This is a genomic window from Streptococcus hyovaginalis DSM 12219 (assembly GCF_000420785.1).
Taxonomy (GTDB): Bacteria; Bacillota; Bacilli; order Lactobacillales; family Streptococcaceae; genus Streptococcus; species Streptococcus hyovaginalis.
On record NZ_ATVP01000004.1, the window covers coordinates 106,124 to 120,630 of the forward strand.

The following is a 14,507-nucleotide window of genomic DNA, read 5'->3' on the forward strand; positions in this document are numbered from 1 at the left end:
AAACGGACTATTCTAACTGTCTTAGTATACCATAAAGTTCTGATTTTTTCAGTGCTTGATCTGCTGTCTACTAGCACTTTAAAAATTCTTCAACGCGCTCTATAATTTGTGCTTTATAATCTGGTTTGGAAACATCATAAAAGGTCACGTCCATGCGATTTCGAAACCAGGTCAATTGCCGTTTAGCAAAACGTCTGGTATTTTGTTTCAGCTGTGCAGTGGCAGATGCCAGATCCACCTCGCCTTTAAAGTATGGAAATAACTCCTTATAGCCTATCGCCCGTGCAGCTTGAGCCCCTGGATAATGGTCAAATAACCACTTAGATTCTTCTAGCAAGCCATTGGCCAACATCACATCTACTCGGTCATTAATCCTCTCATAGAGGCGCTCTCGATCATCCGTTAAGCCAATAAGGAGTGCTTCATAAGCAGTGTCTTTGTTGCTCAGATCCTTGCCATATTTAGCTAGCTCTAAGGCTCTGATCATGCGTCTACGATTAGCCTCTGGTATCTTTATTGCTGAATCCGCTAGCATGGCTGTTAAGGCCTGATCACTCTTTTGCTCTAACTCTTGACGATAGGCCAAAACTGCCTCTTGATCCACTTGACCACCCAGGTGGTAACCTTCAATCAAGCTTTGTAGGTACAAGCCCGTACCACCGACGATAAAGGGCACTTTTCCTTGGTCAATGATATTTTCAATGGCAGCCTGTGCTTCTGTCACAAAATCAAAAGCAGAGTAGCTTTCACTGACATCACGCACATCAATGAGATGATGCTTGACGAGACTCTGTTCTTTCTTAGTAGCTTTAGCCGTGCCGACATCTAACTGTCGATAGACCTGTTGACTATCTCCTGAGATAATCTCACCATGAAATGCCTGTGCCAAGTCGATCCCTAGAGCTGTCTTTCCCACTGCTGTTGGTCCAGCAATGACGATAATTTTGGTTTTCATAACGTTTTCACTTGCTATTCTTCTGTATTTTTTAGATAATGGAACTATTATAACATATGGTAGCTGCTAACAGTTATCAGGAAAAGGAGAAAACTCATGGCAAAAAAATTTGCATACGCTAAAGGATTGGCTACTGGTATCCTTGGTACAGCTGCTGCTGTCGCTGGTGCTGTTTTCGCTGTTAAGAAAACCATCATCGAACCAGAGGAAAAGAAAGAAGCCTTCATTGAAGAAAATCGTAAAAAAGCGGCACGCCGTCGTGTATCACGCTAATCTTTTAGGTTAAAAACAAAGAAACTCGTCATTGGACGGGTTTCTTTGTTTGTTATTTCGACGTTTTCAAAACGGTTTGGACAACGGGGTCTTTTTCAAAGGCTGCGGCGAATCGAGCGATATTGGTATAATCTTTGTAAGGTTTTGGCGTTTTGACTGACCAGAGCATCATGATATAGGCATAGGCATCTGCGACTGTCTTTTTATCTTTGTAAACATGATCGCTCTCACCGATTTTGGCATCTAAATGCGACATAACCTTGTCAATACGCAGATAAGCTGCTTCTTGAACTGCTTGAAGAGCACTTGCTGTATGAGTGACGGTGTAACGAGCTGGCATGAAAACCGGCCAAAATGCTGGATGAAAATCACCACTCAAGAAAGCCATAATTTCATTGAAATCATAAGCCTCTAAAATTCCTTCATCAGCACCTAAGTCCTTATCTGGCACCAAGGCCAAGATGTAGTTCATAATAGCACCTACCTGGGTCAATATCTTACCATCATCTAACTGTAAGGCTGGTACCATTCCTAGAGGATTGATGCGGAGATATTCCTCCGAATGCTGATCCACTTTAACGACGTCATAATCTAATCCAGCCCACTCAAGTGCAATCCAACAGGCACGTGCGCAGGTCCCTGGAGCGTAGAATAATTTCATATCGATTTCCTCCTAAAGATTAGTATAGCATTTTGTAACCGATTTTTTAACCTTTTCCTTTCAATCATCAGACAGAATCATTCAAAATCCAAGGATGGTCATAAGAAGATAGACTAGGAACGTTTTCTTTAATGAAAAACCTCCCTAAACGGATAATATAACACGATGAAACATGATTTGGCACAAATATATCTCAAAAAGCTAGTAACTAGCAAAAAAGACCAGTTTCCTGATCTTTTTCATCTTTTTTATTTAAGCTTTGACAAATTCTGGTAAGCTCTCACCAATTGCTTCTAGACGCGCTTGCCATTCATCGCGTGTCAAGCCATTTTCTTTGACGTAACGGTTACGCTCATGCGCACGGCATTCTGCTGAACAACCGCGAACGTACTTGGCTTCATTTTCTTCAGAAGCAAGAATTTGCTTGTTACAGAATGGGTTGGCACAATTGACGTAACGCTCACATGGCGTTCCATCAAAGTAATCACGCCCAACTACTGTTGGTTCTACATGGTTGATCGGCACTGAGATACGTTCATCAAAGACATACATAGCACCGTCCCAAAGTTCTCCTTGAACCTCTGGATCTTTACCATAAGTAGCGATACCACCATGGAGTTGGCCAACATCTTTAAAGCCTTCACGGACCATCCAGCCAGAGAATTTTTCACAGCGCACGCCACCTGTACAATAAACCACGACACGTTTTTCCATGAATTTTTCTTTGTTGTCACGAACCCACTGTGGCAACTCACGGAAGTTACGGATGTCAGGGCGGATCGCACCACGGAAATGACCGAGATCGTACTCATAATCATTACGAGTATCTAAAACAACCGTATTTTCGTCTAAGAGCGCTTCTTTAAATTGTTTTGGATTGAGATACTCACCTGTCACCTCAAGAGGGTTAATATCGCTGTCAAAATCGTTGTCCTCTAAGCCAAGGTGTACGATTTCTTTTTTATAACGCACAAACATTTTTTTGAAAGCTTGTTGGTTTTCTTCATCAATCTTGAACCATAGGTCAGCAAAACGCTCATCGCTGTGAACCCAGTCCATGTATTTTTGAGTGGTTTCGTAGTCACCAGATACTGTTCCATTGATCCCTTCGTCAGCGATCAAGATACGGCCTTTAAGTCCGATGGATTTACAAAATTCCAAATGCTTTTTGGCGTATTCTTGCGCATCTTCAATGGGAACGTACTTGTAGTACAACAAAACTCTGATATTTTCTGACATGTGTGTCTCCTTTAATCGCCTTTGCAATAGGCGTTATTCCTTACTATTTTAGCGTTCTTTACAGAGATTTTCAAAAGATATGACTTCTAAAAAGACACCGACACGGACAAGGCAGCCCTATATTTGATAAACTAGTCAAAAGGAGGCAGACCATGACTTACGAATTTTGCTTAGAATATGGGACTTATCCCTTAAAGGATGTCCGTGCTGACTTTGGTGAGGAAAATCAAGCACCTGATTTTATCAAGGATAATCCCAAATTAGTGGCACAACTAGACCAACTCAACGACCACTTTCACCAACTCTTTCTGGTTATTGAGTGCCAATACTTCTTTATCGGACATGATAAACCAGACCTGCTAGCCCAGGTCAAACAAGAACACCAAGAAATTGCGACCATCTTGAAAAAAGACTATCCTGATGAGGACATCAAAATAGAGCGGTTTTATTGGGAGTAAAGAAAACAAAACAACTGTCATCGAAATGACAGTTGTTTTGTTTATTTTAGTTTGGTTCTGAAGGCTTCCAACCCTGCTTGCCTTATTGTGTGTTAAGATATGACAGTCTATTATTACCAAAATCCTGTTCAATGAGATTCGCTAGGTTAAATCTTCGCTCCCTATGCTAGTTTATATAACTGAGGGTATTTTCGAGGCGAGCATGTCGATACAGAAACTTAAAAACCAGGATTTCTCCTGGTTTTCATGTTTTTATCACATTATGTGATGTGGCGTGATTCGAGACCCTCTGCTTCCAAGAATTCGCGAAATGGAACCAATTCTTCTGCTTCGTATTTAGCTTTGAAGTCAGCGATTTCTTATTTTGAGAAGCGTTTTGGATCCAATGTCATCATTGGCGTTTCTACTGGGATTGGACGGTCAAGATTATCCGAAAAATAAAATGATTGATGGTTAAATAAACACCCGTTCTCTCTGTACGCGGTAACTCACGATAAATAAGAGACTCTCTGTCAATAATTTGGCTACTACTAGCCAAATTCCGATCGTAATCAAACTTTTCATCAAAACGTAATTACAAGCCAACATTGCCAATGCTAACATAAAATAGCGCATCGTGGATTTAAAGAGCTGGCTTGTTCTCTTAAAGACCAAATTAGCATTCAAGAGACACTGGACAGTAGCGCTAACAACCCTTGCTGTAATCACGGAAAATAGAAGATGATCAGTTAATGCCATCAGCATAAATAGAGCAAGGGCATCAATTAGGGCTGCTAAAATAGCCGTACTGGAAAATTTTAAAAATGGTGCATATATTCTAATTGAATCTTGAACTGGTCTAAAATGTGAACTTTTATTATCCTCCAAATAAACCGTTTCAATCGATACTTCTACTAATTCTAAATTGGCCTTGTTAGCTTCAAGTAACATATTAAACTCATATTCAAAGCGGTCACCATCCAATTGTAATAGCCAAGGGATTTGACGAGTTGAGAAGGCACGAAGGCCTGTCTGCGTATCTGACACTTTTTGTCCCGTAACTAAGTGAAATAAGGTAGCAGTCACTTTATTTCCAAAGCGGCTACGAAACGGCACTTTTCCTACGAAGGCCCTCGACCCTAAAACAATATGATCGTGACTGTTTTGAGCCTCTTGAGCTACTTTGATAATATCTGTGGGGAGGTGCTGTCCATCACTATCAACAGTTATTATAATATCATCTTCTTGTTTCTTTGAAATAAACGTAAAAGCAGTTTTTAATGCGGCTCCCTTCCCTTTGTTGGTCACATGTTCCAGGACAGTTACTCCAGATTTTCCGACTTCTTGAAAAAAGGGTAAGAACTGTCATCACTACCATCATTTACAACGATTAATTTAGCATGAGGTAGTTTTTCTTGTAATTCTGCCACAAGGGTGATTAAGCGGTGGTCTGGTTCGTATGAGGGAATAATAATATACATAAGCTGTCTCCTTTACGTTTTATTCAAGGGCAGGGAGTCTCTTTAACGTTTCGGCATTTCACCACCTGCTGGGGCTCCACCAAATCCTCCTCCACCACTTCCTGGTCCGGTAGCGACAATTTCTGTTAGTTTTTCGCCATTAACTAGGAGTGTCCCACCTGTATAAGTGACTTCTCCATCATAGTCAAAGGCAGATTGACCAGAAATATCAAAATTAGCACCAGCTACTGTAAGGTCACCATTAGAGTCTACGGCATCCGTATCGCCATCAGCCATGGTGATTTTAAAATCACCACCATTAAATATCGCTGAAATGTCAGATGCGGCAGCATTGGCATTTGCTGCATTAATACCATCATCAGATGCGGTAATATCAAACGTTCCATCATTCACCGTCACGGTTTTGCCTTCAAGTCCTTCAGCAGATTGGCTAATAGTGTAATCACCGCTATCAATCAATAAATTGCCAGAAGCATGAATGGCATCATCACCAGCTTGAATAGTCATGGTGTTATTAGCGAGATACATGTTGCCAACAGTCAAGTCTTCATCATTATCAACTTTAACAGCATCTTCACCTGATTCAATAGTCATCTGACTGTCAACAATATTGAGTTCATCATTAACATTGAAAGCATCACCTGCTGCTGTGATGTTGTAATTGCCACCGACAATATGCAAGCTGTCATTTGCCTTAATCGCATTATTAGCATTACCTTCAATACTCAATTGACCACTACCATTAATCGTTACATCGATAGCTGAGAAAATGGCTGCATCTGCATCTTCAGCCGTATTGTGAGACGAATCTGAAATGGTATTTTTGCTTCCTTCAGCTAAAGTGACGTAAACCTTGTTAGCATTTTGAGCATTAATAGCTGTTTGATCACCGGTCATAGTAACACCATCAAGAACAATACGAACTTCATCCGTATCAGCTGTATCTACTAGAATTTGGAGATTATCGGATTCCCCTGTGACGATATAAGTTCCCGCTTTTGAAATGGTGATAGTATTCTCATTTATTTCTGCCCCACTGCCACTTATTTCTGCTGACGATCCCTTTAATGTTATTTTGGAACTACTTGTCTCATCGTAAGCTGTTTGCTTGTCTTCATTGGAAATGTAGTCAGAAGAAACAGCACTCGATCCTTGACTGGATTTCGTTGCTGTCGATGATGAATAGGAAGACTGCTGATCAGCATTGCTTTTTGTTCCACAAGCTGCTAGGAGTAATAAGCTAGCCAATCCTATCGTTGCTACTTTTTTGTTTTCTGTATTTTTACTGTCATATGCAAACCTCGTTTTCATTCGATGAAACTAGTTTATTGTATAATTCTAAAATTTTTCTGAAAGATTATTTAAAGAACCCTTAAACCTATTTCTAAAAAACCTTTATTTAAGCTTTGTTTTGGATTTCATCAGTATAGTGATGATTGTATTTTTTATAATTATTAATTAAACATTTAAGGAGTATGCCTATGAAAACAATTGAAACACAGTTTAAGCGTATCGAAAGTAAATATTTGGTTTCAAAAGATAAGTTAGATTATCTTATGCATGATTTAAAGACCTTTCTGGTAGAAGATGACTACCCGACATCTACCATTACTAATGTTTATTTTGACACAGATGATTTTCAAATCATTCAAGATAGTATCGCTAAGAAACATTTGCGTGAAAAAATACGTATGAGGTCTTACCATTCTCAAACCTGCCTGACATCTCCTGCTTTTTTAGAAATTAAACGTAAGGATGCTAATGGTGTTGCACATAAGAGCCGACTTATGACTGATCCAACCTCTATTTTTAAACTGTTAGAAGATGGTATTGCTAATAAACATATCGCCGATGATATCCTCATTGAAGATATCAACGCGCTCCGTCAACGTTACTCCGAATTAAAACCACGGATTTTTATTTACTATGAGCGCCAGTCATTAAAGAATAAACAACGTATTATTGGGCATAAGGAACATAATGTTCGCGTTACTATCGATAGCCAACTTGTTTTTCGTTACCAAGATGTGGTCAATTTGGATGACAAATCAGGAATCCCTTTGTTAGATGATGACTTTGTTATTATGGAAATTAAAGCTTCTGCCCAAAAACCAAGCTGGTTAGAAGACATCCTCTTAAAACATGGTTTGGAGGAAGGTAAATTTTCAAAATATGCAACTGCCTATCACAAAACCATGACAATGGCTGGTCAGGAGGTGTAGGATGGTTGATTTGCTCTTCAATAATACTTTTTCCCAGACTTCAACGACTGTGAGTTCAGTCAGTTTTATAGGCATTATTCTCATCAGTTTTATACTTGGTTTAGCTCTAGCCAAATGTTACGCTCATCAAACCTTCTACACCAAAGAATTTCTTATCACCCTGTCACTCCTTCCTAGCTTGATTACTCTCCTGATCTTTTTGGTCAATGGCAATCTCGGAACAGGTATCGCTGTGGCTGGTACTTTCAGTCTTGTTCGCTTTCGTTCCGCTGCAGGAGGAGTACGGGAACTCCTAGCTATTTTTATGGCGATGGTTATGGGACTTGCTCTGGGAATGGGATATGCTGTTTTAACAATCGCTTTTACACTACTCTTCCTGCTAATGTGGTTTAGTTACGATCATTCTCATTATTTTTCAGCATCAAGCGCAAAACGCCATTTGACTGTTATCCTAGCGAATAAATCCGATCAGATAGAAGCATTGCAAAAATGGCTTAATGATCTCTGTCAAACCGTTGACATTATCAGCATTGATAATCAAAAAAATCCTGAAACAATACAAATAAACTATGAAATTACCCTTAATCAAGAAATATCTGATCTGAGATTAATACAATCACTAGCACATCAAATAGAAAATGCCAATTTTAAACTATCTAAAAAGATTAAAAAACGTAAAACCCTATAACTTAAAAAAATCCAACTTCTAAAGTGAAGTTGGATTTTTAGCGCTGTTCATCAAGAACTCAATTTCTTGAAAATAATCACCTAAACGCTCAGGAAGATAGAAAATGTGTGCCGTGAAAGTCAAACAATTCCCTTTAATGATGTCTATCATAATCAAAAAAATCGAAACCAAATCTCTAAACCATACGAAAATTAGCACGCAAAAACGGTTGAAAAACGGTATCATTGAACAAACAAGAAGAACTGACTGTCCTAGCACATAGTCACTCTCCCTGATCGGATATAAAATGAGGGAGATGGTTTCCTCAGATAGGGTATCATGTAAAAAGGTAAAACATGATATGCTGGAAAATTGCCCCATTATCTTTAACCTTTCAACAACTGCATCATGATTTTTACAATTCAAAAAAGCCAGGAGTTACCCCTTGGCTCTATTGACTACTACTCGATTGGTTTTCTTGAAAATAAACCACTTATAATGCTTAAGATGACAAAAAGGCTAGCAGCATACCAATAAGGTTGGTCTATGTTTGTGTGACGTCCTGATACCTCCACAATCCCTTTTATCAAACCGCCACTCACGAATATAGCGATACTTGAATTAAAGAAAGCTAAAGATAAATGGTTCTTAAGCCAACTCCCCTTCTGACTAGCTAATCGTAAAAGTAAGGCGGCAAGTATTGGTGAAACAAACATTGTCCTCATAAAGATCGAGGATTCACCATAGGAAAAATGTTCATAAACTATCGTAAATAGAATAAGGAAAGTTGCCAAACATAAATAGATGACACTTCCTTTCAAAAATGTTTTTTTAGTAACCGATGTAAACAATATCACTCACCGCCCTTTCCTGAATATTAGAACCATTCGTAGTCGGTTTATTCACGACCTTACCATTAAAATACATCGTAGAAGATCCTCCACCATCTAAATTATAAGCAGTTGTTACACCATATGATTGCATGAGTTCAGCCATTTCTAAAAGCGTTAAACCTTTAGACTCATCACTTCGTCCGTCAGAAACAATAACAATATAATGAAGACTACCGTCATCTTCTGCTACGATGCCAATTGCCGTTCTAGGATTATCAGACATTGCTCTACCAACTTCATCATCCTCAGATACTGAAACTTTTCCATCAGATACTAAAGTCGGTCCAAAAGTGAATGTGTTGACGACACCTGAATCAAGCAATTCTTGAGCTGTTGCATCATTTTCACTGACAGTATCAAAACTACCATCATCATAGATGACTAAATCCTCATAATCTGACGAACGTGATGTCTCACGATACAGAGTTCCGTTTTTGATCACATAGCCCGACTCATTTGCCCCGTAGTAATCACCATTTATCGCAAAAATAGCATTATTAGACTTGGCTATTGAGGATGTTGTTTCTGTGATATTAGTTCCATAGGTACTCTGCGCTAAGGCTGTTTTTAGATAGGAAGCATCTGAAACCAGTATATCAGCAACATAGTAAGTAGTATCATCAGTTGATTTAGTGTCAATTGAGATAGAAATATTATCATCCTTGTAAGTTGTATCTGTTTGAGTGACCTGTCCTTTATCACCTGTACTAGCATCAGTAGTACTTGAGCTTCTAGAAGTACTCGTTGCTTCAACAGTTGATATGGCTGATGGTAAAACGAAAACTTTCAGTAGCGAATAGGTATTTGCGCCTAATAATACTACGGAAAATAATAAAGCATAGGCATGTCGTTTTAAAAATGTCATAGATATCCTCTCAATCATTATTAGTGATTGAAATTAGTCTACTCAACATCAATAAAAGAAATCTTAAAATCTGATAATCGTTCAAACTCTTTAAGAATGATTTAAGGAATTAGCAATAAAAAAATTCTAGAAATATATTTAAGATGGATACTTTGAAACACGAAAATGGAAAAGAACCATTACTGAAATATAGTATCTTCATTGTAGCTCAGACAGTATTTTAAAATATCTTACCTACAAACTCTTCCACTTTACAGAGAAAACCTCTTTCTGATACAGAATATCAAAAGTTTAAAAAGCATATTAGGTACGGTTAGCATTAAGTTCTTCTTTGTCTAACATGCCATTTTCTTTAAAAATTTTTCTTTTTTTATGTACTAATCTAATCCTAAAGAAAAGCCCTTAGAAACTGAATTCTAAGGACTTTATTTTCAGTATGAAACTAGGATCTCTTCTGGTTTTCAATTATTTACCATTACTTGATGTAGCGTGATTCAAGACCTTCTGCTTCCAAAAATTCGCGGAACGGCACTAATTCTTCAGCTTCATATTTTACTTTAAAATCAGCAATTTCTTGTTCTGAGAAGAGTTTTGGATCCAATGTCATAATTGGCGCTTCTACTGGAATCGGACGGTCTTGGGTGATGCGAGCGTCGATCACGATTGTACGACCAGCTTTGTTGAGCTCAACTGCTTCTTTCATGACCGCATCCATGTCTTCAATGCGCTCAACACGGAAACCAACAGCACCTTGTGCCTCAGCGATTTTCACGTAATCTGGGTTAGTGAAGTCTACACCGAAGAGGTGTTTGTTAGTGTCTTCGTATTTGTTTTTGATGAAGGCATATTCAGCGTTTGAGAAGACGATGTTGATAACTGGAAGGTTGTATTGAACGTTTGTGATAACGTCTGGGTAACACATACCAAAGGCACCATCACCCATGATATTCCATACTTGACGGTCTGGATTATCTTTCTTAGCCGCAATACCACCAGGAAGAGCAATACCCATTGTTGCGAACAATGGTGATGTACGCCACATGTTCTTAGGTGTCATGTGCAAGTGACGTGTTGAAGTTTGAGTTGAGTTACCAACGTCAATTGAGTAGATTGCATCTTCATCAGCGTATTTATTGATGGCATTGTATACTTGGTACAATTGTAACGCGCCTTCAGTTTTACCTTCAAGCTTGTTCATGTAATCGCGCCAGTTTTGGTTGTTCTTAACAGCAGCATTCCACCAAGCAGACTCTTCAACAGCGTCAACACGCTCAAGGAGAGCTTTAGCCGCTTCTTTAACGTCACCAAGGATAGATGCATCAAGAGCATGACGTTTACCAAGTTTGTAAGGGTCGATATCAACTTGGATGAATTTTTCAGTATTTTTGAATGTGTTATAAACTTCTGAGAATGGGAAGTTACAGCCAAGGAAAAGGACAGTATCCGCTTCAAAAACAACTTCGTTAGCTGGTTTCCAACCAACACGGTAAGCTGAACCAGTAAGACCTTCGTAGTTCCACTCGAATGTTTCAAAGTTTTTACCAGTTGTGATCACTGGAGCTTTGAGTTTACGTGATAATTCAGTGATGATTTCACCAGCACCACGTCCACCAAAACCAGAGTAAATAACTGGGCGCTCTGCTGCGTTAAGGATTTCAACAGCCTTGCTGATTTCGACTTCATTCAAACCTGGAGCAACAAAAGTGCGGTCAAATTCACCTGATCCATAGTAAGAATCTTCGTCGATTTCTTGGAAACCAAAGTTTACAGGAATTTCAACAACGGCTGGACCTTTTTTAGCAATAGCTGCACGAACGGCATCATCGATGACTTTTGGCAACTGCTCAGCGTAAGCCACGCGTTTGTTGAAGACAGCAACGCCGTTGTACATTGGGTTTTGGTTAAGTTCTTGGAAAGCATCCATATTAAGTTCGTTAACTGGACGTGATCCAAGGATAGCAAGCATTGGTGTAGCATCCATGGCAGCATCGTAGATACCATTAATCAAATGTGTCGCACCTGGTCCCCCAGAACCTACACAGACACCGATAGAACCACCAAATTTAGCTTACATAAGAGCAGCCAATGAACCTGTCTCTTCGTGACGCACTTGCAAGAAGTTGATATCTTTATCTTCTGCAAGAGCATCCATCAATGAGCTAAGTGTTCCTGAAGGAATACCATAAATCGTGTCAACGCCCCATGTTTTGAGAACGTTCAGCATTGCTGCTGATGCTGTAATTTTTCCATTAGACATTTATAAATCTCCCGATTTTTTATAATTAATGTACACCGAGCCTAAACACTATTATTTGCTGATCAGACATTTGAAAACGTTTTATGTTTTTTTGTACAAGCATAATATTAGCATTCGTCCTTACTAAGAGCAATAAACATGCTCATATGGCAACGAAAACTACCTTATAACAGTTTTACCATAATTGTTATAATACAATTAAATGGTGGCGATTGAGCATTAAAACGCTGTTAGGAGATTTTTAACACATTTAGCCCAAGGTCATTTTTCGGTTATAAACTCTTGTCTTTCATAAAATGGCTCGCAGGATGTGGGAGATCACTCCTGTCTAATGGTGAAATGCTTTCTTAAAAGAGGTCAAAGCTAATACAACATCATCGCATATGATTAAACCAGTTGTCGAGGAGACCTGAGACATTCCCGTCAGGAACTATCTTTAACCGACAAGCTGATCATCGCTGTCGCCATGGCTAAAAAATCGGGAAATAACTGCCATGTGAAAAATCTTGTGGCGGCTTGGGATGACTTTAAAAGAAACCTTTCGACTGTTGCTAGCATCCTTTGAGCCTCAAAATGCCAAGATCTCGCTAAAGCTGTTCATAGGTGATATCGTCTCTAATGGCCTTGTAACATCTAGCGAAGATAGCTACCTATCATCGATTAGATACTGATACCTTACTCATTTTGGGCAATGTAGACACCATCTTTAACCAAAGGTTCCCGTTGAGACCGAAGCCCTTCTTCTTCTAGGAAAACACGAATTGGAATCAAATCTTCAGCTTCATAACGTTCTTTGAAAGCCTTAATTTCCTCTTCGGTGGCTAATTCAGGATCCAATTGCATGATTTCAACTGGGAATGGGCGGTCGTGTGTGATTTTAGCATCAATCACAACTGTTTTTCCAGCTTTGTTGTCTTCTACAGCTTTACGAACCACTTCATCAATGTCTTCGATGCGACGAACGGTGTAACCGACAGCACCTTGAGCCTCTGCTGCTTTGGCGTAGTCAACATCTGTGAAGTCGACACCAAAGAGGTGTTTATTGGTATCTTCGTATTTGTTTTTAATGAAGGCATACTCTGTATTTGAAAAGACCACATTGATTACTGGAAGATGATAAGAAACATTTGTCACCACGTCAGGATAGCTCATATTAAAGGCACCATCACCAATAATGTTCCACACTTGGCGATCTGGATAAGTCCGTTTGGCAGCAATACCACCAGGAATAGCAATCCCCATTGTCGCAAATAGTGGTGAGGTCCGCCACATGTTTTTAGGATTCATATGAAGATGACGGATAGAGGTTTGAGTTGAATTACCGACATCTATCGAATAAATGGCATCCTCATCAGCGTATTTGTTGATGGCATTATAGACTTGATAAAGTTGGAGCGGACCTTCAGTTTTGGTTTCCAATTTTGCCATATAGTCATGCCAGTTTTGAATATTTTTAAGATTAGCGCGCCACCAAGCAGAATCGTCAACAGCATCCACACGTTCGTAAATAGCACGGACTGCTTGTTCTGCATCAGCTAAAATAGAAACATCTAATGAATGACGTTTCCCCAGTTTGTAAGGGTCTATGTCAATTTGGATGAATTTTTTAGCATTGCTAAAGGCACCGAAAATTTCAGCGAAAGGATAGTTAGAGCCGATGAAGAGTACGGTATCGGCTTCAAAGTGAAGTTCATTCCCCGTTTTCCAAGCAACTCGGCCCACAGAACCAGCTAGTGCAGGATCATCCCAGTTAAAGCTATCAAAGTTTTTACCCGTAACGACAATAGGCGCTTTGATTTTTTGAGCTAAGTCAGAGACAAGGTCTCCAGCTTGATTGATACCAACTCCAGCGAAAATAACCGGACGTTCTGCATGATTGAGGACATCAACTGCCGCATCAATATCGGCATCATTTAAAGCTGGGAGTAGAAACTCTCTCTGATAGCTTCCTGAACCATAGAAGGCATCAGCAGGAATCTCAGCATAACCAAAGTCATTTGGCACCTCAACGACGGCTGGTCCTTTTTTAGACATGGCTGCACGCGCCGCTTCATCAATGACTTTAGGGAGTTGTTCCGCATAGGCAACACGTTTGTTATAAACGGCCACGCTTTCATACATTGGATTTTGATTAATCTCTTGGAAAGCATCTAAATTAAGCTCTTTTGTTGGACGAGAACCTAGGATCGCAATCATTGGGACACCGTCCATAGCGGCATCATAAATCCCATTGATCAAATGAGTTGCTCCTGGGCCGCCAGATCCGACAGCGACGGCTAAAGCACCGCCCCATTTTTTCTGCATAGCAGCTGCGAGTGAACCTGTTTCTTCATGGCGTACCTGTAGAAAATCAATTCCCTCTTCCTCTGCCAAGGCATCCATAATACCTCCCAAAGTACCAGAAGGAATCCCATAAATGGTGTGAACGCCCCATGTTTTCAAGACTTTTAACATGGCACGACCTGCTGTAATCGTTTCTGTACTCATAGTTGTTCTCCTCTCAATTGCTTTTACAACTATATAGTAATACTTCGCAAAAACCTTGTCAAGGATTTTG

At 39.5% G+C, this 14,507-nt stretch carries 10 protein-coding genes and 2 pseudogenes; 4 read left to right on the top strand and 8 right to left on the bottom strand.

Annotated elements, in window-relative coordinates:
* Positions 1-70: 70 nt before the first annotated feature.
* On the bottom strand, positions 71-955 hold the full coding sequence (miaA, locus tag G574_RS0103830; protein ID WP_029691036.1) for a tRNA (adenosine(37)-N6)-dimethylallyltransferase MiaA: 885 nt from the start codon (positions 953-955) through the stop codon (positions 71-73).
* A gap of 96 nt (positions 956-1,051) precedes the next feature.
* Here miaA and G574_RS11270 point away from each other — a divergent pair, with 96 nt between their 5' ends.
* Positions 1,052-1,228 (top strand): DUF3042 family protein, encoded by a 177-nt coding sequence (locus G574_RS11270; protein ID WP_017769236.1) that lies wholly within the window; start codon positions 1,052-1,054, stop codon positions 1,226-1,228.
* Between the two features lie 52 nt (positions 1,229-1,280).
* Here G574_RS11270 and G574_RS0103840 read toward each other — a convergent pair whose 3' ends face one another.
* Positions 1,281-1,889 carry a glutathione S-transferase family protein gene (locus G574_RS0103840; protein ID WP_029691037.1) on the bottom strand — a complete coding sequence of 203 codons (609 nt, stop codon included), beginning with the start codon at positions 1,887-1,889 and terminating at the stop codon, positions 1,281-1,283.
* Between the two features lie 252 nt (positions 1,890-2,141).
* A complete protein-coding gene (gene trhO / locus G574_RS0103845; RefSeq protein WP_029691038.1) occupies positions 2,142-3,128 on the bottom strand; it encodes an oxygen-dependent tRNA uridine(34) hydroxylase TrhO in 987 nt (328 codons plus the stop codon).
* A gap of 152 nt (positions 3,129-3,280) precedes the next feature.
* Here trhO and G574_RS0103850 point away from each other — a divergent pair, with 152 nt between their 5' ends.
* Entirely contained in the window at positions 3,281-3,586 is a 306-nt protein-coding gene (locus G574_RS0103850; RefSeq protein ID WP_029691039.1) for a hypothetical protein, read from the top strand.
* Between the two features lie 453 nt (positions 3,587-4,039).
* On the opposite strand, the pseudogene G574_RS10755 reads toward G574_RS0103850, so the two are convergent.
* A pseudogene (locus tag G574_RS10755) lies at positions 4,040-5,046 on the bottom strand (glycosyltransferase).
* Between the two features lie 42 nt (positions 5,047-5,088).
* Positions 5,089-6,357 (bottom strand): carbohydrate-binding domain-containing protein, encoded by a 1,269-nt coding sequence (locus G574_RS0103860; protein WP_051130525.1) that lies wholly within the window; start codon positions 6,355-6,357, stop codon positions 5,089-5,091.
* 170 nt (positions 6,358-6,527) lie between these two features.
* On the opposite strand from G574_RS0103860, the gene G574_RS0103865 reads away from it, so the two are divergent.
* Positions 6,528-7,268 (top strand): polyphosphate polymerase domain-containing protein, encoded by a 741-nt coding sequence (locus G574_RS0103865; protein WP_029691041.1) that lies wholly within the window; start codon positions 6,528-6,530, stop codon positions 7,266-7,268.
* Between the two features lies 1 nt (position 7,269).
* Complete coding sequence (locus G574_RS0103870) at positions 7,270-7,956, top strand: DUF4956 domain-containing protein (RefSeq protein WP_029691042.1); 687 nt, start codon at positions 7,270-7,272, stop codon at positions 7,954-7,956.
* A gap of 810 nt (positions 7,957-8,766) precedes the next feature.
* On the opposite strand, the gene G574_RS0103880 is transcribed toward G574_RS0103870, so the two are convergent.
* The 3 genes and pseudogenes from G574_RS0103880 to spxB (G574_RS0103890) all read right to left on the bottom strand — a co-directional run bounded on the left by G574_RS0103880 (position 8,767) and on the right by spxB (G574_RS0103890) (position 14,437).
* The gene (locus tag G574_RS0103880) at positions 8,767-9,693 is read right to left on the bottom strand and encodes a phosphodiester glycosidase family protein (protein ID WP_029691044.1); all 927 of its coding nucleotides are present in this window, start codon (positions 9,691-9,693) and stop codon (positions 8,767-8,769) included.
* A 475-nt stretch (positions 9,694-10,168) separates the two neighbouring features.
* Positions 10,169-11,950: pseudogene (gene spxB, locus G574_RS10760) on the bottom strand (pyruvate oxidase).
* Positions 11,951-12,625: 675 nt separating this feature from the next.
* Positions 12,626-14,437, bottom strand: a complete 1,812-nt coding sequence (spxB, locus tag G574_RS0103890) for a pyruvate oxidase (protein ID WP_029691045.1) — start codon at positions 14,435-14,437, stop codon at positions 12,626-12,628.
* Positions 14,438-14,507: the final 70 nt, after the last annotated feature.